This window comes from Streptomyces palmae (assembly GCF_004684805.1).
Lineage (GTDB): Bacteria > Actinomycetota > Actinomycetes > Streptomycetales > Streptomycetaceae > Streptomyces > Streptomyces palmae.
The window spans coordinates 1-19,744 of the sequence record NZ_SRID01000031.1 but is presented as its reverse complement, the minus strand read 5'-3'; the positions used below and the strand labels follow the sequence as shown (position 1 = coordinate 19,744).

The following is a 19,744-nucleotide window of genomic DNA, read 5'->3' as shown; positions in this document are numbered from 1 at the left end:
GATTCATAGTCTGCTCATGCAATCGTACGGAACTGCCGCTACGGTTCGCTTGTGCACCCGTCCCATACGGCTGACTCCCGAAACCCGTCGTTTGATCCCAACGCCGCTCGTCAGTTGCGCGAGGCGCTGGGCATGACGCACGCGCATGTCTCCTACGGTATCCACGCCGCGTACGGCCTCCAGGTTCCGCCGGCGATGGTCGCCGCGTGGGAACTGGGCGAGGCGTTCCCCACCGAGGGGGAGCTGGTCGCCCTCGCCGGAGCCCTGTGGTGCTCCCCCGGTGATCTGCTGGGCGCGCCGAGCACCCTGCGCGAGCACCGTGTCGCCCAGGGCCTGGCACCCGTCGACGTGGCGATGCGCATCGGCATGGATCCGCATGCCTACGAACAGATGGAGCAGTCCGGGCAGTGGAAGGGGAACGAGAACCAGGCCACCAAGCTGGCCGAGGTGCTCAACCTCCCGCTGCGCGCCTTCTTCCAGGTCACCGGCCGGGACGCGGCGCTGGCCAGACTGCTGGTCTCCGCGGTGGAGACCCGCTGGCAGGCGTATCTGAAGAAGGTCGCCAAGCTGGTGCCGCTGCCGCGCCCGCGGCTGGAGCAGGCGCTGAAGTCCCTGCACGCGGACTACCAGGCGCGGATGGCGGCCACCCTCACCCGGGGGGCCGTGTCGGACAGCGCGGCCGCCGACGCCAAGGAGTTCCTGGAGCGGATCGTGGAGCACTTCTGGGAGCGGGTCGGCACCTGAGGTACCCGAGGTCCTTGAGTGTCTGAGGTTCTTGATGTACCTGAGGTGCTTGATGCACCCGAGGCACCTGAGTGCCTGAGGTACCTGAGTGCTGAGGTGCCCGAGACCCCTCGCCCCCTGGTGGCGGGCCCGACGCTCGGCCGGGCCCGCGCTCAACCGCGCGGCAGGGTGGGCGGGCGGCAGCCATGGGCCTTGGCCGAGCGTTCGGCGAAGGCCCGCAGCGCGTTCCGCTCGTAGGCCAGGTCCAGCGGGCGGGACTGCCGGTCGGTGCCCTCCGGCTCGATCATGTAGAGCGCGGGTTCGCCGGCGCCCGGGCACTCGGCGCTGGCCCAGTAGGCGCTCTGCCCCAGTCGGCCGCTGGGCTTGTCGTCGGGGGTGACGTTCTCGTAGTCGAAGTCCCGCGCGTACTGGGCCCGGACCTCCTCGGCGTACGGACCGTAGTAGCCCTCCAGCCAGAAGCGGGGCGCGCCGCCGCGGGTGCCCAGCGCGCACTCCTCGTGCAGCCCGCCGGGCGCGGTCTCCCAGGCGGTGGAGATGGACAGCCGGGCGGCGGGCGGGACGCCCCGGCAGGTGCCGTCGGTGCCCAGCAGCGGCTCGTACTCCTCGGCGCGGACCGGCAGGTCCACCTCGCGCACCGGCCCGCCGAGCCTGGCTCCGCAGTCCCAGTGCCGGTCGGCGTTGGCCGCGGTGGCGGTGGCGGCGCGGACGATCGCCCGCCGGGTCGCCGGGTCGTCCACCGTGCGGGGGTCCGGCCGCTGGGCGTCGGCGCGGGGCAGGCTGGTCTCCACGGTCACCACCAGGCCGCCCTGGTCGCGGGCGCAGTCCAGGAACACGGTGGCGATCGCCTGGCTGTCGTCGTTCTCCTTGGGGGTCGCGAAGGTGCCCGACCAGCCCTGACCGACCGGCACCGGCAGCACCGCGCCGCCGAGTTCCTCGGTGTAGAGGCTGCCGCGGCCGTGCTCGCGCTCCGGGCGCGGCGTCCCCTTGATGGTGACCGCCACCCGGCCGCCGCCGGCCCGGGCCTGGCAGCGCACCTCCAGCGAGTTGCCGCGCCGGTTGCCGAAGGAGCCGCGCTGCTCGCTGCCGACGCTGCGGTCGCCGTCCCCGAGCAGGCCGTCGATCTCGTCCGCGGCGAGGGTGCCGGCGCATGCCTCGTCCAGTGTCGGCCCACCACCGGTCAGCCAGACCAGCGCGCCGGCCACCCCGGCCGCCGCCACCGCGAGGGCGGCGGCGCCCTGCCAGCGGCGCCGGGTCATCGTCAGTGCCATTCCTCGGCCTCCCCGAGCACGGTGGTGTCATGGCAGTGCTGGGCCCGCGGCCAGCCGCCCGGTGCGGACAGATAGGCGTCCAGCAGGGCGCGGGCGGTGGTGGACAGGCGCTGCCGCTCCGGCGCGGCGAGCACGGCCTCGTCGCCGCCCGCGAACTCGACGCGGGGTGCCACCGAGACCCGGTGGTAGGTGGGTCCGCGGTCGCACACCGAGCGGGCCCACAGGGCCAGGCGCGGATCGTCGGCGTAGGAGGGGATGCGGGTCTCCCCGGCCTGCCCCTGCGCGGGCACACCGGCCCCGCCGCCCGCGCCGCCGCGCGCCTCGTCCGGATCGCGGCCCCAGCCGGGCACCAGCCCGCCGTCCTGGTAGGCGTGGTAGGCGGTGCGGGCCAGCGTCCCGGACCAGCTGACCGCGTCGGCCTCGGTCACCTGCCAGGGCCGGGGGGCGCGCGGTCCACCGGTCGGCGCGGTGAGGGTGCCGCGGCAGCCGTTGACCAGCGGGGATCCCTGCTGGTCTCCGGCGGAGGCCCAGCTGCCGCGCAGCCCGGGCACCGTGCGCGGGCCGAGCCAGTCGCAGGGGGTCCGCCGTCCGCCGGCCGGCTTCGGGCCGTCGGAGGACTTCGCGACGGGCACCACCCTCTCGGGCCGGTGCAGGGGGGTGCCACCGCACTGCTGCCCGAGACTGACGGCGTTGGCGACCTCCACCGCGGTGCGGAAGGCGGCGAGGGCGTCGGAGGGTCCCTTGCGGTGCCCGGCGCCCCGGTCGACGGTGGCGGAGACATAAAGGTCGGTGCTGGAACGCGCCCGTCCGCTCAGCCCGTTGACGCATTCGGTGACCAACCAGGCGCCGCTCCTCGGCTGGTACTGGCCGGTGATGCCGGGGGCCGCGTAGGTGCCCTGGGCGCCCACGTCGAGCAGTTCCTCGGCCCGTACGCGTTGCGGGACGTCGGAGACCAGCGCCACGGCGCGCACCATGATGCGGCGTCCCTCGCCCCAGTCGACCGAGCAGTGCAGCAGCGACCGGCTCTGCTGACCGGGGGTGAGCATGGTGCCGTATTCGTACAGCCGGCCCTCGCGGTCGCCGGGCACCACCGCCCGCAGGTCCTGGTAGGGCAGTGAGCCCTTGCAGGAGCGAGCCAACTGACTGCGGTTATCGGCCAGATGGTCGGCCGTGTCCTCCTGCCCCCACAGCGCTCCGGCAACCACCACGATCGCCCCGACAAGCGCCGATAAAGACGTATACCGCAGCCAACGACGGGCCCAGAACCGCCGCATCCCGCCTCCCATCACCCTGTAGTTCAGGCCATGATCAGGCGCAGGAGGCTACACCAGAGCCGCACGTTCGTACGAACTCGGCGGTGTGGTGGGCATGGTGGTATCTCCAAGGTTCGGAGCGTGTGGCCCTCGCCCGCGAAGGGGCCCTGGAGGGGCGCGGTGGTCTGCCCACCGCCGCGGGGAGTCGCGGAGGACACGGGGCGAACCCGTGTCCCGGGGCGGGCGGGCGACCGTCTCCGGGCAGCGTGCCGTACGGGCCGCGGCCATGCCCCCGGCGCCGTACGGGCCCGCGGTCGTGCCCCCGCCGGACCCCCGCGCCGGCGACCGCCCGGGGAGAGCGGACCGCCGGTCAGAAGACCGACTCTGCCTCGTCCATCCGGTCGACCGGAACGGTCTTGAGGACCGTCACCGCCTCCGCGATCGGCACCATGACGATCCTGGTGCCGCGCAGCGCGGTCATCATGCCGAAGTCACCGCGGTGCGCGGCGTCCACCGCGTGCAGGCCGAAGCGGGTGGCCAGCACCCGGTCGTAGGCGGTGGGCGTGCCGCCGCGCTGCACATGGCCGAGGATCACCGGGCGGGCCTCCTTGCCCAGGCGGCGCTCCAACTCGATCGCCAGCCGGTTGCCGATGCCGGCGAAGCGCTCGTGGCCGTACAGGTCGATCTCGCCCTTCTGGTAGTCCATCGAGCCCTCGGCCGGGTGGGCGCCCTCGGCGACGCAGATCACCGCGAACTTCTTGCCGCGCGCGAACCGCTCCTCGACCATCGCCACCAGGTCGTCCACCTCGAACGGCCGCTCCGGCAGGCAGATGCCGTGCGCGCCGGCCGCCATACCGGACTCCAGCGCGATCCAGCCCGCGTGCCGCCCCATGACCTCGACCACCATCACCCGCTGGTGCGACTCCGCGGTGGTCTTGAGCCGGTCCATGGCCTCGGTGGCCACGCCCACGGCGGTGTCGAAGCCGAAGGTGCGGTCGGTGGAGGAGATGTCGTTGTCGATGGTCTTGGGGACGCCGACCACCGGCAGGCCGGAGTCGGCGAGCATCCGGGCGGCGGTCAGGGTGCCCTCGCCGCCGATCGGGACCAGCACGTCGATGCCGTAGTCGCGGGCCAGTTCCTTGGACTGCTCGCAGGCCTCGCGCAGCTTGGCGCGCTCCAGCCGGGAGGAGCCGAGGATGGTGCCGCCGCGGGCCAGGATGCCGCTGACCGCGTCCAGGTCCAGCTTGCGGTGGCGGCCCTCCAGCAGGCCGCGGAAGCCGTCCTCGAAGCCGATGACCTCGTCGCCGTAGCCCGCCACCGCCCGGTGCACGACGGACCGGATCACGGCGTTGAGGCCGGGGCAGTCGCCCCCGGCGGTGAGGACTCCGATGCGCATCGTGCTGTGTCTCCTGCCGGTGACTGGTACATGTGAGCCAGTCCGATTGTTTCACGGGCCGGGGTCCACCGCGCCCCCCACACCGGCGCGCGCCCTATCCGTGGACGCGGGTATTGTCAAGGGGAAACCACAGGCATCTAGGTCCTGTCCGGTCGATCATGCTGGAGCAGGGAGCGGGGTCTGGTACGTGCAGCTGCAAGGCGGAGGATGGAGCCACTGCGGAGCGATGGGGGTCCCTCCCTGCTCGAGCGAAGCCGAGAGCTCGGGGGAGACTGACGACAACGCCGCATGGGGGCACCCCCAGCGGTAGCTGGGGGAGGTAGCTGGGGGAGTGCGTGCCAGGGCACGCGAGCCCGGCGATGATCGGCCGGACAGGGCCTAGCCTTTCTGACTCGAAGTGACTGCTTGAGAAGTTGTCGGCAGGGCGTTTCCATGCGCCGCAGGTGGCCCGTCGAGGGATCGGAGAACGCGTGGCACGGAGCGTGTATGTGGCCGGGGTCGACCGCGGCGACGGCCGCCAGGTCGTCGAGCTGGGGTTGATGGAGCTGCTCACCCGCCATGTGGACCGGGTCGGTGTCTTCCGCCCCCTGGTGCACGATGACCCGGACCGCCTCTTCGACCTGCTCCGGGCCCGCTACCGGCTCAGCCAGCCGCCGCGGACCGCGTACGGCATGAGCTATCCGCAGGCCGCTGCCCTGCAGGCCGAGCGGGGTACCGACGAGCTGGTCACCGAGCTACTGGAGCGCTTCCACGCGGTGGCCCGGGACCACGAGTACGTGCTGGTGCTGGGCAGCGACTACGCGGACACCAGCCTCCCGGACGAACTGGGGCTGAACGCCCGGCTGGCGAACGAGTTCGGCGCCTCGGTGATCGCCGTGGTGGGCGGCCAGGAGCAGTCCGCGGACTCGGTGCGCGCCGAGGCCGGCAACGCGCTGCGCGCCTACCGGGCGCAGGGCTGCGACGTGGTGGCCCTGGTGGTGAACAGGGCGCTCCCCGAGGACCGGGCGGCCATCGCCGAGCGGCTGACCGCCCGGCTGCCGGTGCCCTGCTACGTGCTGCCCGAGGACGCCTCGCTGTCCGCGCCCACCGTCTCGCAGGTGGTCCGCACCCTGGGCGCCGAGGTGCTGCTCGGCGATGACGCGGGGCTGTCCCGGGACGTACGGGACTTCGTGTTCGGCGGCGCGATGCTGCCCAGCTTCCTGCCCGCGCTGACCGAGGGCTGCCTGGTGGTGACCCCCGGGGACCGGGCCGATCTGATCGTGGGGGCGCTGGCCGCGCACAGCGCCGGAGCCCCGCCGATAGCCGGGGTGCTGCTCACCCTCGACGAGCGGCCCGGCCCGGACATCCTGGCGCTGGCCTCCCGGCTGGCCCCGGGCACCCCGGTGGTGGCGGTGGCCGGGCGCAGCTTCCCCACCGCGGAGCAGCTGGTCACCCTGGAGGGCAAGCTGCACGCGGGCGCCCCGCGCAAGGCGGAGACCGCCCTCGGCCTGTTCGAGCGGCATGTGGACACCGCCGAGCTGACGGACCGCATCTCGCTGGCCCGCTCCAGCCGGGTCACCCCGATGATGTTCGAGCACGAGCTGATCGAGCGGTCCCGCGCGGACCGCCGCCGGGTGGTGCTCCCGGAGGGCTCCGAGGAGCGGGTGCTGCGCGCCGCCGATGTGCTGCTGCGCCGCGACGTGTGCGACCTGACGCTGCTCGGCGAGGAGGACGCGGTGCGCAAGCGCGCCGCCGAGCTGGGCATCCAGCTGGGCGCGGCGCGGATCGTGGACCCGCAGACCTCGCCGCTGCGCGAGCGCTTCGCCGAGTCCTATGCGAAACTCCGCGCGCACAAGGGCGTCTCCTATGAGCTGGCGTACGACATCGTGGCCGATGTGTCGTACTTCGGCACCCTGATGGTCCAGGAGGGGCTGGCCGACGGCATGGTCTCCGGAGCGGTGCACTCCACCGCCGCCACCATCCGGCCCGCCTTCGAGATCATCAAGACCGCGCCGGGCGCCCAGATCGTCTCCTCGGTCTTCTTCATGTGCCTGGCCGACCGGGTGCTGGTGTACGGCGACTGCGCGGTGAACCCCGATCCGGACGCCGAGCAGCTGGCCGACATCGCCATCCAGTCGGCGGCCACCGCCGCCCAGTTCGGGGTGGAGCCGCGGATCGCGATGCTCTCCTACTCCACCGGCACCTCGGGCTCCGGTGCGGACGTGGACAAGGTGCGCAAGGCCACCGCGCTGGTCCGGGAGCTCCGCCCCGACCTGCCGGTGGAGGGCCCGATCCAGTACGACGCCGCGGTGGACGCGGCGGTCGCCGCCACCAAGCTGCCGGGCTCCCAGGTGGCGGGGCGGGCCACCGTGCTGGTCTTCCCGGACCTCAACACCGGCAACAACACCTACAAGGCGGTCCAGCGCTCGGCCCACGCGGTGGCGGTGGGCCCGGTGCTCCAGGGGCTGCGCAAGCCGGTGAACGACCTGTCGCGCGGCGCCCTGGTGCAGGACATCGTCAACACCGTCGCGATCACCGCCATCCAGGCCCAGACGCAGACCCCCGCCCAGACCCCGAACCGGACGCGGAAGGCCCCCACCTCGTGAACCCCAGCCATGTCCTCGTTCTCAACTCGGGCTCCTCGTCCCTGAAGTACCAGCTGCTGGACATGGCCAGGGCGCGGCCGGGCAGCGGCTCCGCGGCGGGCCGGCTGACCTCCGGCATCGTGGAGCGGATCGGCGAGGGGCCGGTCGCGGACCACGCGGCGGCGCTGAAGCAGGTGTCCGAGGAGCTGGACCGCCAGGGCCTGGGCCTGGACTCCCCGAAGCTGGCGGCGGTCGGCCACCGGGTGGTGCACGGCGGCACCCGGTTCACCGAGCCGACCCTGATCACCGACGAGGTGGTCGCGGAGATGGAGAAGCTGGTGCCGCTGGCGCCGCTGCACAACCCGGCGAACCTCGCCGGTATCGCGGTGGCCCGGCAGCTGCGCCCGGACCTGCCGCAGGTGGCGGTCTTCGACACCGCGTTCCACGCCACGATGCCGGAGGCCGCGGCCCGGTACGCCGTCGACATCGAGACCGCGGACCGCTTCGGCGTGCGCCGGTACGGCTTCCACGGCACCTCGCACGCCTATGTCTCGCGGGCCACCGCACGGCTGCTGGACAAGGAGCCGTCCGAGGTCAACACCATCGTGCTGCACCTGGGCAACGGGGCCAGCGCCTCCGCGGTGCGCGGCGGGGTGTGCGTGGACACCTCCATGGGGCTCACCCCGCTGGAGGGGCTGGTGATGGGCACCCGCTCCGGCGATCTGGACCCGGCGGCGATCTTCCATCTGGCGCGGGTGGGCGGGATGTCCATCGACGAGATCGACACCCTGCTCAACAAGCGCAGCGGGCTGCTGGGCCTGTGCGGGGACAACGACATGCGGGAGATCGGCCGCCGGATGGCCGAGGGCGACCCGGCGGCGCGGCTGGCGTTCGACATCTACGTCCACCGGCTGCGGAAGTATGTGGGGGCCTATACCGCGGTACTCGGCAGGGTGGACGCCATCGCCTTCACCGCGGGCGTCGGGGAGAACTCGGCGGCGGTGCGGGAGGCGGCGCTGCGCGGCCTGGACGCGCTGGGCATCGAGGTGGACGCGGTGAGCAACGCCATCCGGGGCGCCACGGCCCGGCTGATCTCGGCATCGTCCAGCCGGGTGGCCGTGGCCGTGGTGCCCACCGACGAGGAGCTGGAGATCGCCACTCAGACATACGCCCTGGTCACCGGCTGACCTCCACCGGACGGACACAAGGAGGAGCTTCCTTTGGTACTTCGCACAGCTAAAAAATTCCGCTCCGAAACAAACCGATAGGATCCGCCTTATGCGTCGTTCCAAAATCGTCTGCACCCTGGGCCCTGCCGTCGACTCCTACGAACAGCTCAAGACGCTGATCGAGGCCGGCATGAACGTGGCCCGCTTCAACATGAGCCACGGCACCCACCCGGAGCACGAGGAGCGCTACCACCGGCTCCGCAAGGCGAGCGAGGAGACGGGCAGGGCGGTGGGCGTGCTCGCCGACCTCCAGGGCCCCAAGATCCGCCTGGAGACCTTCGCGGAGGGCCCGGTGGAGCTGGTGCGGGGTGACGAGTTCACCATCACCACCGAGGACGTGCCGGGCGACCGGACCATCTGCGGCACCACCTACAAGGGCCTACCCGGTGACGTCGGCAAGGGCGACCAGATCCTGATCAACGACGGCAACGTCGAACTGCGGGTCACCTCGGTGGAGGGGCCCGCGGTGCGGACCATCGTGATCGAGGGCGGGGTGATCTCCGACCACAAGGGCATCAACCTGCCGGGCGCGGCGGTGAACGTCCCGGCGCTGTCCGAGAAGGACATCGAGGACCTGCGGTTCGCCCTGAAGCTCGGCTGCGACATGGTCGCGCTCTCCTTCGTGCGGGACGCCGCCGACGTCCGCGACGTGCACCGCGTCATGGACGAGGTGGGCCGCCGGGTGCCGGTGATCGCCAAGGTGGAGAAGCCGCAGGCGGTCGCCAACATGGAGGAGGTCGTGCTGGCCTTCGACGGGGTGATGGTGGCCCGCGGCGACCTGGCGGTGGAGTACCCGCTGGAGAAGGTCCCGATGGTGCAGAAGCGGCTGATCGAGCTGTGCCGCCGGAACGCCAAGCCGGTGATCGTGGCGACCCAGATGATGGAGTCGATGATCACCAACTCGCGCCCCACCCGCGCCGAGGCCTCCGATGTGGCGAACGCGATCCTGGACGGCGCGGACGCGGTGATGCTCTCCGCCGAGTCCTCGGTGGGCCAGTATCCGATCGAGACCGTCAAGACCATGTCCAAGATCGTGCAGGCCGCGGAGGAGGAGCTGCTCTCCAAGGGCCTCCAGCCGCTGGTGCCCGGCAAGAAGCCGCGCACCCAGGGCGGTTCGGTGGCCCGGGCGGCCTGCGAGATCGCCGACTTCCTGGGCGGCAAGGCGCTGATCGCCTTCACCAAGTCCGGTGACACCGCCCGCCGGCTGTCCCGCTACCGCGCCCGCCAGCCCATCCTGGCCTTCACCACCGACGTCGCCACCCGCAACCAGCTGACGCTGAGCTGGGGCACCGAGTCCTTCGTCGTGCCGTTCGTGGACAACACCGACGCCATGGTGGACCTGGTCGACGCCGAGCTGCTCAAGCTGAACCGCTACAACGCGGGCGACACCATGGTGATCACGGCCGGTTCGCCCCCCGGGGTGCCCGGCACGACGAACATGGTGCGGGTGCATCACCTGGGCGGCGAACGGTAGCGCTCCGCGGGGGGCTCCGTGGGGGGTTCCGCGGGGTGCGGTGTGTTTTCGGCCGCGGGTTGTCGGTGGCCGGTCGCGCAGTTCCTCGCGCCCCTGCGGGGGCGCCCCCCAGGGTGCGGTGCGGGTCCACCACCTCGGCGGAGAGCGGTAGCCGCTCCGCGGGGGCTCCGTGGGGTTCCGCGGGGGGCGGTGTGTTTTCGGCCGCGGGTTGTCGGTGGCCGGTCGCGCAGTTCCTCCCCCAGACTTCGTCCGGGGGGGACCCCCAGCGCCCCTGCGGGGGCGCCCCCATGATGTGGACGTGCCTGTGGGCGCCATCCCCTTGGGGGGTGGCGCCCACGGGTTCGCCCTTTGGGGAGGGCGTGCGGCTCCCGGACGGGTCTGCGGTGGCCGGTGGGGTCAGCCGCCGGTCTTGTACAGGCGCATGCCCGGTACGGTCAGGTCGCCGCCGAACTGCCCGGCCTGGACGACCTTCACATCGGTGAAGAACAGCTCCGGGAGGGTGAGCGGCGGCGGGGCCTTCGGGGTGAACTCCACCGGGATGAGGCCGAGCAGTTTGCCGCTCAGCTCCTCGGTGTACATGGTCACCTTGCCGTTGCGGATCGTGGAGGTGCTGCCCTGGCGCGCGTCCACGTGGGTGGTGGTGCCGCCGGGACCGACCGCCTCCTGCCGCAGGTCCTTGATGTCCACACCGGTGGCGGTGAACTTCAGGACCTTCTTGACCTTGCCGCTGTGCGTCCTGACCTCGACGATGCCGTCGTAGGCCAGGCCGTGCAGCGCGAGCCTGGAGCTGTACAGGATCCAGGGGTCCTCGGCCAGCAGCGCCTCGGTCTGGTCCGCCTTGGCGTTGTTGTACGCCTCGGCGTCGAAGGTGGGGCAGGGGTAGCCGTCGAGCTCGGACGGGGTGGTGGCGTCCTCGGGCTTCCCGGTGGACTGGTCGGTGCCGTCCTTGCCGGAGTCCTCGTCCGCGGTGTTCTCGGGCCCGTCCGCCGGGTCGGTGTCCTGGGCGGACGTGTTCTCGGCGGCCTTGCCGGTCTTTTCTGTCTTACCGGCGTCGTCCGTCTGCTCCGCCGGGTCGGTCTGACCGGGCTGGTCCTCGCCGTCCTCCGAGGTGCCGGTGGTGGGCGCCGGGCTGGCGCTGCCGGGCTCCGGGGTCTCCTCCCCGGCGCCGAGCAGGTCCTTGAGCTTGTCTCCGACGCCCAGCGGGTCGAGCTTGTCGCCCAGCCCCAGCGGGTCCAGCGGATCGGTGGTCTCGGTCGGCGCCGGGTCCGTGGCGGGGTCGGCGGTCTCGGGCGCCGACTGCTCGGTCTCGGAGCTCTTCGGGGGCGCCGTCGGGTCCGTACTCGGCTCGCTCGTGGAGTCGTCCTTGCCGACGGACGGGCTCGGCGTGGTGGTCGGCGCCGGGTCCGCGGAACCGTCCTTGCCGGTCTCGGTGCCCTTGTCGGTCTCGGTGCCCTTGTCGGTGGAGTCCTCGGCGCTCTCGGTGTCCTTGCCGTTTTCGGCGTCCTCGCCCTTGGACGCCTCGTCCTGCTGGCTGACGCAGGGGCCCGCCTTGAAGTGCTGCCCGCCTCGGGGATCGGCGTTGGCGAGCTGCGGCGTCAGCCCCATGCCCATCAGGACGGCCGTCGGCATGGCGGCCAGCGCGATCGCCTTGCCCGCGGGCACCTGGAGCCGGGTGAGTACGGACTTCTTGGGCGCCGCGTGCCGCGGCCCCGTCCTCACACGGCGCGGAGCCTTGGCGTCCGCGTCCCGTGCTTCCGGGTTCTCATCGCCCCGCACGGTGCCTCCCATTCCTGGAATCCTGGTCCGGCGCGGTCCCGGCGGCGGCCGGCTCCGGCGCGTCCTCGCCATCCTCAACACCCAGCGACCCGGCCTGCGACCGCTCGGCGGCTTCCACCGGCTCCTCGGCCTTCACCAGCTGCACGGTCCTCACCGGCTCGGCGGCCTCCGCCTGTTCGGCGATCTCCACGCGGTCACCGGCCTCCACCCGCTCGGCGGTCTCCGCACGCTCGGCGGGCCGCGCCTTCGGGGTCGTCTCGCCCGGCGCCCAGGCGACACTCATGCCACCGCCGAACAGCGCCAGCAGAAAGCCCATGAAGAAGCCGCCGAAGTTGGAGACGACCAGCGAGACGAGACCGAGCAGGATAGCGGCGACTCCCGCGAAGACCCGCACCGCGGGCTGGAACCACATGCAGACGCCCAGCACCATCAGCAGCACGCCGATGATCAGCGAGGCGGACCCCGTGGTGGTGGCGATCCGGATGGTCAGCTGACCCATGGTGAGGTTGGCGTAGGGGAAGTACGCGATCGGTACCCCACCCAGGAGCGTGATGAGCCCCGCCCAGAACGGTCGTTGCCAACGCCATCCGCGGAAGGACTGACGCAGGCTGGTGAAACGGTTGACACGCGCCCCCGGTGACACGGCACTCATAAAACAGCTCCCTGGGACCGGCCGGTCTTGGTTGTTCGGAAGTCTTGCCTGCGCACTGACGAAGGTGCGCGAGTGCGGGTGAGGGACGTGCAGACACCCCTCACCCGCGACTCAGTGCGTCAGAAGCACTCGTGCTTGCCCGCCTTGACGCTCATCGAGAGCCCGGAGAGCTTGAACGTTCCCGCGCTGGTCGCCCAGGCGGTCTGCTTGACGTTGGTCAGGGTCGCCGAGTCGGCTTCCTGGGCGAAGGAACCCTCGACGATCCCGTCGCCCTTCTTCACACCGGGACCCTTGGTGGTGTCGTTCGCCGACACACCGATGTTGATGTCGCGGAAGACCGCGTCGGCGTCAAGCTGCTCAATGTCGATGTAGAGGTTCTTGGCCTCCACCTTCTTGCCGTTGTTCCCGGCGTGCAGCTGCAGCGAGACATCACCGAACAGCGGGACCGGAATGACCACGGACTGGCACATGCCCTGGAGCTCGGCGCTCTTGAACGCCGAGACCGCGACGGGGATGTGCTTGCCGCCGTGCTGCGCGTCCATGGACCCGTACTGGACGAATCCCTTACCGTCGAGCCGGTCGACGGTCACCTTGAACTGCTGGCCGGACACCGCGAACGATGCCGCGAGCGCACCCTGAGCCAGGGCGACACCGATCGCGGCCGTAGCGGCGACGCTCGGCACCATGACGACGGCGAACCGCTTCCATCTGGTGCCGCCACGAGCCACGGACTCCATGTTTCCTCCTTCTCGGACGTACATCCGCAGTGGGAGCACCTTGGCTCCGGTCCTCGGATGGGAGAAGTGCTACGTCCTCGGGAAGGAGAGCGCCCGGCCCCGGGCGCGGTCCGCGCACGAAACACCGGCGATCACCCCCGAGCGACAACCACTGGCCACGCTCTTGCGCAACCTGCTGGACAGGCCCTGCCGTTGGCAGAGACCCCCCTGTCCACGACCGGCGCATCGAACGCCGATCCACTCGGTGGGGACCCATTCCGACGAGGCGGACACCGGCCGGCTGCCGGGTTGCTGAAATGGACCGAGCTTGGCTGATCGTGGTGCATTCCCGGCCCAGGCACAAGGGGTTCGTTACCAGCGAGTAACGAACAGATAACCAGAGCACTGCCGGGCCTTGAAGGCCGAGCACCCTAGGTGATCATCGGCTGCCCCACTAGAGAGGGACATGTCTCTTACGAACGGGCAATCCACCCACTGTCCGTCACCAGACGTGACAACGGCCGCGTTTACCAAGTTTTGGTAAAGCGCGGCCGTCGCTCCGTTTGGAGTCGCGGAAATCAGAACAGTACGCGTGCCAGTGCGCTACGCGCAGTGACCACCCGGGGGTCCTCGGCGCCGATCACCTCGAACAGGCTCAGCAGGTGCACCCGGGCCTTCTCCCGGTCCTCACCCGCCGTCCGCCGGACGCTGTCCACCAGGCGCCCGAAGGCGTCCTCCACATGCCCGCCGGCCAGATCCAGGTCGGCCGCCGCGATCTGCGCCGCCACATCGGCCGGGGCGTCGGCCGCGGCCTTGCGGACCGCCTGCGGGTCCATGCCGTGCACCCGCTCCAGCAGCTCCGCCTGGGCCAGGCCCAGCTTGGCCTCGACATTGGCCGGGTCGTCGGCCAGGACGTTCCGGTACGCACGGATCGCGCCGCCGAGGTCGCCCGCGTCCAGTGCCTGGCCCGCGGCGGCCAGCGCGCCGTCGTACGGACCGACCGGGGCGGCGGGAGCGGCGGACTCCGCACCGGCCTCGACCGGCGCGCCCACGATCCCGAACTGCTGCTCGGCCACCTGGATCAGCTGGTCCAGCACCTGGCGGACCTGGGCCTCCGGGGCGGCACCCTGGAACAGCGGCACCGGCTGACCCGCCACCACCGCGAACACCGCGGGAATGCCCTGGACGCCGAACTGCTGGAAGAGCATCTGGTTGGCGTCGACATCGATCTTCGCGAGCACGAACCGGCCCGCGTACTCCTGGGCCATCCGCTCCAGCAGCGGGCCCAACTGCTTGCACGGCTCGCACCACTCGGCCCAGAAGTCGATGACGACCGGGACCTCGGTGGAGCGCTGGAGGACTTCCTGCTGGAAGCCGGCCTCGTCGACGTCGATCACCAGGCGGGAGGGCGCCGGAGCCCCGGTACGCGCCGCCTGGGCACGCGCCTGCTCCGCCTTCTGCTTGGCTTCCCCGGCCGCCTTCACCGCGGCGAGGTCGACCACTCCACTCATGGACATGTTGCGTGGCTGCATGTGTACATCCTCCCCCTTCCGCGCGGCGATCCGGAAAACTCCGAAAAACGCAGTGGCCGATATCCGTCCGGCGCTGTGTACTACGCACCGGAGCGCACGACGCGCGGCCGGCGCGTCACACCCCTTGCGTACGCTGGGTACGCCGTTCACACGAAATGCGCCGGGTCCCCACCTGGCGCCAGTGGTCATCACTCTTTCGCTACGAGTCGTAGCGTAACTGCTGAGCGAACACCCGGGCGGCGAAATCCTGGTGATCTGCCTCACTCGCGCCATACTGCTTACTCACGGGTATCGTCAGCGCCCATGAATCCCCCCGCCCGCCGCACCGGCCGCCCGCGCAGCGCCGAGGCCGACCGCGCCATCCTCGACGCGACCCGTGCCGCGCTGGTGGAGTTGGGCTGGTCGAAGGTGTCGATGGGCGATGTGGCGGCCCGGGCCGGGGTCGCCAAGACCACCTTGTACCGCCGCTGGGCCAACAAGAACGAGCTGGTGGTGGACGCGGTCGCGGCGGTCTTCGACGAAGGGCTGGAACTCCCCGACCTGGGCTGCCTGCAGGCCGACATCGAGGCGGTGGTGCTCAGCTTCGCCCGTCTGCTGGCGCTCCCCGAGACCCGCACCGCGCTGATGGCCGTGGTGGCCGAGTCCACCCGCGACCCGGCGCTGCGCGACCGCATCCGCACCGCGATCGTGGACCGGCAGAAGCGTCTGGTCCTGGTCGGCCGGGAGCGCGCCCAGGAACGCGGGGAACTCCCCAGGGAGCAGGACCCGGAGACCGCCGCCCGCACCGCCGACCTGATCTTCGACATGATCGCCGGCGCGGTGGTGCACCGGGTCCTGGTCAGCGCGGAGCCGGTGGACACCGAGTGGGCCCGCGGCTTCACCGCCCTCCTCCTCCACGGGCTGGCCGCCGGCCTCACCCTCGCCCCCTCCGGCGCGCGGCCCCCGAGGAACGACTGACGCGCGGGGCCGCCCCCGGCGGTCGGCGTAACGCGGAGCGGCCCCGTACGTCCCGGGGTGTCGGGGCGTACGGGGCCGCATCCGGTCGAGCGGCGGGGCGGCTCAGAAGCCGGCGGGCTCGGTGTAGACGCCCCACTCCTCGCGCAGCACATTGCAGATCTCGCCCAGGGTGGCCTCGGCGCGGACCGCCTCCAGCATGGGCTCGATCATGTTGGAGCCGTCGCGGGCGGCGGCCAGCATGGCGTCCAGGCAGGCGCGGACCTTGGCGTCGTCGCGGGCGGCCTTGCGGGCGGCCAGGGTGCGGACCTGCTCGCGCTCGACCTCGTGGCTGACGCGGAGGATCTCCAGGTCGCCGGTGACCGAGCCCTCGGCGCAGTTGACGCCGACGACCCTCTTGTCGCCCTTCTCCAGGGACTGCTGGTACCGGAAGGCGGACTCGGCGATCTCGCCGGTGAACCAGCCGTCCTCGATGCCGCGCAGGATGCCGGAGGTGATCGGGCCGATCGGGTGCTGACCGTCCGGCACCGCGCGGCGGCCGCGCTCCTTGATCTGGTCGAAGATCTTCTCGGCGTCCGCCTCGATGCGGTCGGTGAGCGCCTCCACGTACCAGGAACCGCCGAGCGGGTCGGCGACGTTGGCGACGCCGGTCTCCTCCATCAGCACCTGCTGGGTGCGCAGCGCGATCTCGGCGGCCTGCTCGCTGGGCAGGGCGAGGGTCTCGTCGAGGGCGTTGGTGTGCAGCGAGTTGGTGCCGCCGAGCACCGCCGAGAGCGCCTCGACGGCGGTGCGCACCACGTTGTTGTACGGCTGCTGGGCGGTGAGCGAGACCCCGGCGGTCTGGGTGTGGAAGCGCAGCCACTGGGCCTTGTCGGTGGTGGCGCCGTAGACCTCGCGCATCCAACGGGCCCAGATCCGGCGGGCCGCGCGGAACTTGGCGATCTCCTCGAAGAAGTCGATGTGCGCGTCGAAGAAGAAGGACAGGCCGGGGGCGAAGGTGTCCACGTCCAGGCCGCGGGAGAGGCCCAGCTCCACGTAGCCGAAGCCGTCGGCCAGGGTGTACGCCAGCTCCTGGGCGGCCGTGGCGCCCGCCTCGCGGATGTGGTAGCCGGAGACCGAGAGCGGCTTGTACGCGGGGATGCCGCGCGCGCAGTGCTCCATCAGGTCGCCGATCAGGCGCAGGTGCGGCTCGGGCTGGAAGAGCCACTCCTTCTGCGCGATGTACTCCTTGAAGATGTCGGTCTGCAGGGTGCCGTTGAGTACGGCCGGGTCCACGCCCTGCCGCTCGGCCGCCACCAGGTACATGCAGAAGACGGGCACGGCCGGACCGGAGATGGTCATGGACGTGGTGACATCGCCCAGCGGGATGTCCTTGAACAGGACCTCCATGTCCGCAGCCGAGTCGATGGCGACTCCGCAGTGGCCGACCTCGCCCAGCGAGCGGGGGTCGTCGGAGTCGCGGCCCATCAGCGTGGGCATGTCGAAGGCCACGCTCAGCCCGCCGCCGCCGGCGGCCAGGATCATCTTGTACCGCTCGTTGGTCTGCTCGGCGTTGCCGAAGCCGGCGAACTGGCGGATCGTCCAGGTCCGGCCGCGGTAGCCGGTCGGGTACAGACCGCGGGTGAAGGGGTACTCCCCGGGCCAGCCGATCCGCTCGAACCCCTGGACGGTGTCGCCCGGGGCAGGGCCGTAGACGGGCTCGACGGGATCCCCGGAGAGCGTGGTGAAGTCGGCGTCGCGCTTGCGGGCGGAGTCGTACCGGGCCTGCCAGCGACGGCGGCCCTCCTCTATGGCGTCAGCGTCCATACCTCGAATTTACTAGGACGTCCTAGTAAATGTCGATGGCTGTCCGCCGTACGGATGGGTACGGCGGACGGCGCGGGGGTGGGGCCGAGGGCCCCGGACCCCGGATCAGGCCTTGGCGGGCACCGGCGCGGGCTCCGCGAGCAGCGGCTCGACGTCCCGGGCGACCTTGCGCTCCACGAAGAAGGCGGCGGTCGGAATGGTGCCGGCGACCAGCACCCACAGCAGCTTGGGGAACGGCCACTTCGCCTTGGAGCCCAGGTCGAAGGCGAAGACCAGGTAGATGATGTAGAGCACACCGTGGATCTGCGACACCACCAGGGTGGCGTCCTCGCCCTTGTCGAAGCCGTACTTGAACACCATGCAGGCGCACAGGACCAGCAGCATGATCGCGGTGACATAGGCCATGACCCGGTAGCGGGTCAGCACGCTCTTCTTCATGACGTCGAGGGTAGCCGTCCGTTTTGCACGATCTTCGCGCGGGGCGGGACGACCGGAGACCGGCCGGTCAGCCCTCCTCGAAGTCCTCCGCGGCCACCCGCAGCGGGCGCAGCAGGGTGAAGATCTGCTCGCACTCGCGGTCGTCGTACACCCCGAGACCGAAGTCCATCGCCATCAGGTCGCGAGTGGCCGCCTCCACCACCTCGCGCCCCTTCTCGGTGATCGTGGCGAGCGTGCCGCGCCCGTCGTTGGGGTTGGGGCGCTTGGCCACCAGGCCGGACCGGACCAGGCGGTCCACGGTGTTGGTGACCGAGGTGGGGTGCACCATCAGCCGCTCGCCGATCTTGGACATGGGCAGCTCCCCGGCCTTGGAGAAGGTCAGCAGCACCAGCGCCTCGTAGCGGGCGAAGGTCAGCCCGTACGGCTTGACCACCGCGTCGACCTGGCCCAGCAGGATCTGCTGCGCCCGCATGATCGAGGTGATGGCGGCCATCGACGGAACGGCGCCCCAGCGCTGCTTCCAGAGCTCGTCGGCGCGGGCGATGGGGTCGAAGGGCAGACTGAGGGGTTTGGCCACGCCCCGACCCTACCGGGGGGCCGGATACCGGGCGGAGGAGTCTCGCACATCGGAACGTACGCCCCGGCGCGCGGCCGCCGGGACGGTCTCGGAGCCCTGCCGCCCCGCCCCGCGGACCCGGTCAGGAGGCCGGCGCGACGGTCCGCGCGGTGCGCCGCACCTCCATGACCACCAGCAGCGAGCAGAGTGTGCCGAGCACCCCCGCGCCGGCCACCACCCGGTGCACCGGCCAGAGCTCGGCCGCCGCCCCGGCCAGCGCCATGCCCAGGCCCTGGGTGGTCATCAGTCCGGCGGTGAGCAGGGTCATCGCCCGGCCCCGCATCTCCTCGGGCACCGCCGCGATGAACCACTGGTCCACGCCCAGGGTGTAGGCCGCCCCGGACCCGGCGAGCAGCAGGCACAGCAGCGCCCAGCCCAGCGTGGGACGGGCCAGGTACCCCAGGGCGGGCAGCATCGACGCCACCGCGAGCGGCAGCGACAGCCGGGCCCGGGCGCGCGGGCTCAGCAGCGAGCCGACCAGCACCTCGGCGACGATCGCGCCGACCGGCATGCCCACCATCAGCAGCCCCAGCCCGGCCGGGCCCAGCCCCAGCGCGTCGGCGTACGGCGTGGCCAGCGCCTCGGCCGCCACCACGAACGTCGCCGGCACCCAGCTGAGCAGCAGCAGCGCGCGGATCCGCCGGTCGGCCAGCAGCCGGCGCATACCGCCCAGCGAGTCCCCGAGCAGCGCCCGGCCCGCCCCGCCCCGGGTACGGGCCGGGCGCCGGCGGGTCCCCAGCCGCAGCAGCAGGGCGGAGAGGAGGAAGGCCACGGTGGTGATCACCAGCACGGCCCGCGGCGCCACCGCGGCCAGCAGCAGCCCGCCCACCGCGAAGCCCACCAGCTGGGCGCCCTGGGCGGTGATCCGGATGACGGACCGGCCCAGCACGAACAGGTCCCCCTCGCCCAGGATGTCGCCGAGGGTGGCGGCGCGGGTCCCACTGAACACCGGCGAGATCGCCGCCGCCGCGCAGCGCAGCACCAGCAGCGCGGCCACCGGCATACCGGGCAGCACCATGGCGGCGGTGCACCCCGCGCTCAGCAGGTCGCAGACCACCAGCACCCGCCGGGTGGGGTAGCGGTCGGCCACGGCGGACAGCAGGGTGCCGCCGATCACGTACGGCAGCAGCGCGGAGGCGAAGGTCAGCGCGCTCATCAGCGGCGATCCGGTGATCCGGTAGACCAGCACGGAGAGCGCAATGCCGCAGACCACCTCGCCGAGCATGGACAGCACATGCGCGGCGAACACCGCCCGGAACTCCCGGACCGCGAACACGGCCCGATAGCCCTGGCCCGGTTCGGCGGCGGGGGGCGCTTCGGTGGCCG

General features: G+C 71.8%; 16 protein-coding genes. 5 read left to right on the top strand and 11 right to left on the bottom strand.

The annotated features are described in order from the left end of the window. Nucleotides 1-132: 132 nt before the first annotated feature. Nucleotides 133-744: a helix-turn-helix domain-containing protein gene (locus tag E4099_RS05780; protein WP_245244625.1), complete on the top strand. Its 612-nt coding sequence runs from the start codon at nucleotides 133-135 to the stop codon at nucleotides 742-744. A 152-nt stretch (nucleotides 745-896) separates the two neighbouring features. Here the strand turns inward: E4099_RS05780 and E4099_RS05775 are convergent, their stop codons facing one another. From E4099_RS05775 to E4099_RS05765, 3 genes are all read right to left on the bottom strand, one after another. Then, nucleotides 897-2,012 carry a hypothetical protein gene (locus tag E4099_RS05775; RefSeq protein WP_167828297.1) on the bottom strand — a complete coding sequence of 372 codons (1,116 nt, stop codon included), beginning with the start codon at nucleotides 2,010-2,012 and terminating at the stop codon, nucleotides 897-899. After that, nucleotides 2,003-3,220: a hypothetical protein gene (locus tag E4099_RS05770; RefSeq protein ID WP_135337850.1), complete on the bottom strand. Its 1,218-nt coding sequence runs from the start codon at nucleotides 3,218-3,220 to the stop codon at nucleotides 2,003-2,005. Before E4099_RS05770 ends, E4099_RS05775 begins: the two co-directional genes overlap by 10 nt. Nucleotides 3,221-3,635: 415 nt before the next feature. Further along, nucleotides 3,636-4,661 carry an ATP-dependent 6-phosphofructokinase gene (locus E4099_RS05765; protein WP_135337849.1) on the bottom strand — a complete coding sequence of 342 codons (1,026 nt, stop codon included), beginning with the start codon at nucleotides 4,659-4,661 and terminating at the stop codon, nucleotides 3,636-3,638. Nucleotides 4,662-5,131: 470 nt separating this feature from the next. On the opposite strand from E4099_RS05765, the gene pta reads away from it, so the two are divergent. The 3 genes from pta (at nucleotide 5,132) to pyk (ending at nucleotide 9,928) form a co-directional block, all read left to right on the top strand. Beyond that, nucleotides 5,132-7,246 carry a phosphate acetyltransferase gene (gene pta, locus E4099_RS05760; protein WP_135337848.1) on the top strand — a complete coding sequence of 705 codons (2,115 nt, stop codon included), beginning with the start codon at nucleotides 5,132-5,134 and terminating at the stop codon, nucleotides 7,244-7,246. After that, on the top strand, nucleotides 7,243-8,412 hold the full coding sequence (locus E4099_RS05755; protein ID WP_135337847.1) for an acetate kinase: 1,170 nt from the start codon (nucleotides 7,243-7,245) through the stop codon (nucleotides 8,410-8,412). Before pta ends, E4099_RS05755 begins: the two co-directional genes overlap by 4 nt. Nucleotides 8,413-8,503: 91 nt before the next feature. Further along, a complete protein-coding gene (gene pyk, locus E4099_RS05750) occupies nucleotides 8,504-9,928 on the top strand; it encodes a pyruvate kinase (protein ID WP_135337846.1) in 1,425 nt (474 codons plus the stop codon). Between the two features lie 396 nt (nucleotides 9,929-10,324). Here the strand turns inward: pyk and E4099_RS05745 are convergent, their stop codons facing one another. From E4099_RS05745 to E4099_RS05730, 4 genes are all read right to left on the bottom strand, one after another. Then, nucleotides 10,325-11,716 carry a prolipoprotein diacylglyceryl transferase gene (locus E4099_RS05745; protein ID WP_245244624.1) on the bottom strand — a complete coding sequence of 464 codons (1,392 nt, stop codon included), beginning with the start codon at nucleotides 11,714-11,716 and terminating at the stop codon, nucleotides 10,325-10,327. Continuing rightward, entirely contained in the window at nucleotides 11,691-12,356 is a 666-nt protein-coding gene (locus E4099_RS05740) for a DUF6114 domain-containing protein (RefSeq protein WP_135337845.1), read from the bottom strand. The genes E4099_RS05745 and E4099_RS05740 overlap by 26 nt, the downstream gene beginning before the upstream one ends. A gap of 119 nt (nucleotides 12,357-12,475) precedes the next feature. Then, nucleotides 12,476-13,093, bottom strand: coding sequence for a DUF6230 family protein (locus E4099_RS05735; RefSeq protein WP_135337844.1), 618 nt, complete (start codon nucleotides 13,091-13,093; stop codon nucleotides 12,476-12,478). 557 nt (nucleotides 13,094-13,650) lie between these two features. After that, a complete protein-coding gene (locus E4099_RS05730) occupies nucleotides 13,651-14,604 on the bottom strand; it encodes a tetratricopeptide repeat protein (RefSeq protein WP_135337843.1) in 954 nt (317 codons plus the stop codon). A 303-nt stretch (nucleotides 14,605-14,907) separates the two neighbouring features. Here E4099_RS05730 and E4099_RS05725 point away from each other — a divergent pair, with 303 nt between their 5' ends. Continuing rightward, nucleotides 14,908-15,561: a TetR/AcrR family transcriptional regulator gene (locus E4099_RS05725; RefSeq protein WP_135337842.1), complete on the top strand. Its 654-nt coding sequence runs from the start codon at nucleotides 14,908-14,910 to the stop codon at nucleotides 15,559-15,561. A gap of 102 nt (nucleotides 15,562-15,663) precedes the next feature. On the opposite strand, the gene icmA is transcribed toward E4099_RS05725, so the two are convergent. The 4 genes from icmA to E4099_RS05705 form a co-directional block, all read right to left on the bottom strand. Continuing rightward, nucleotides 15,664-17,364, bottom strand: coding sequence for a coenzyme B12-dependent isobutyryl-CoA mutase large subunit (icmA, locus tag E4099_RS05720; protein ID WP_135337841.1), 1,701 nt, complete (start codon nucleotides 17,362-17,364; stop codon nucleotides 15,664-15,666). A 105-nt stretch (nucleotides 17,365-17,469) separates the two neighbouring features. Further along, nucleotides 17,470-17,802 (bottom strand): DUF3817 domain-containing protein, encoded by a 333-nt coding sequence (locus E4099_RS05715; protein ID WP_135337840.1) that lies wholly within the window; start codon nucleotides 17,800-17,802, stop codon nucleotides 17,470-17,472. Nucleotides 17,803-17,869: 67 nt separating this feature from the next. Then, the gene (locus tag E4099_RS05710; RefSeq protein WP_135337839.1) at nucleotides 17,870-18,379 is read right to left on the bottom strand and encodes a MarR family winged helix-turn-helix transcriptional regulator; all 510 of its coding nucleotides are present in this window, start codon (nucleotides 18,377-18,379) and stop codon (nucleotides 17,870-17,872) included. Nucleotides 18,380-18,500: 121 nt separating this feature from the next. Continuing rightward, nucleotides 18,501-19,744, bottom strand: a 1,244-nt coding sequence (locus E4099_RS05705; protein WP_135337838.1) for an MFS transporter, incomplete at its 5' end; no start/stop codon positions are given.

Coding starts and splice junctions, on each gene's coding strand:
- E4099_RS05780 (WP_245244625.1), top strand. CDS start 133: ATGACGCACGCGCATGTCTCCTACGGTATCCACGCCGCGTACGGCCTC.
- E4099_RS05775 (WP_167828297.1), bottom strand. CDS start 2,012: ATGGCACTGACGATGACCCGGCGCCGCTGGCAGGGCGCCGCCGCCCTC.
- E4099_RS05765 (WP_135337849.1), bottom strand. CDS start 4,661: ATGCGCATCGGAGTCCTCACCGCCGGGGGCGACTGCCCCGGCCTCAAC.
- pyk (WP_135337846.1), top strand. CDS start 8,504: ATGCGTCGTTCCAAAATCGTCTGCACCCTGGGCCCTGCCGTCGACTCC.
- E4099_RS05745 (WP_245244624.1), bottom strand. CDS start 11,716: ATGGGAGGCACCGTGCGGGGCGATGAGAACCCGGAAGCACGGGACGCG.
- E4099_RS05740 (WP_135337845.1), bottom strand. CDS start 12,356: ATGAGTGCCGTGTCACCGGGGGCGCGTGTCAACCGTTTCACCAGCCTG.
- E4099_RS05735 (WP_135337844.1), bottom strand. CDS start 13,093: ATGGAGTCCGTGGCTCGTGGCGGCACCAGATGGAAGCGGTTCGCCGTC.
- E4099_RS05730 (WP_135337843.1), bottom strand. CDS start 14,604: ATGCAGCCACGCAACATGTCCATGAGTGGAGTGGTCGACCTCGCCGCG.
- E4099_RS05725 (WP_135337842.1), top strand. CDS start 14,908: ATGAATCCCCCCGCCCGCCGCACCGGCCGCCCGCGCAGCGCCGAGGCC.
- icmA (WP_135337841.1), bottom strand. CDS start 17,364: ATGGACGCTGACGCCATAGAGGAGGGCCGCCGTCGCTGGCAGGCCCGG.
- E4099_RS05715 (WP_135337840.1), bottom strand. CDS start 17,802: ATGAAGAAGAGCGTGCTGACCCGCTACCGGGTCATGGCCTATGTCACC.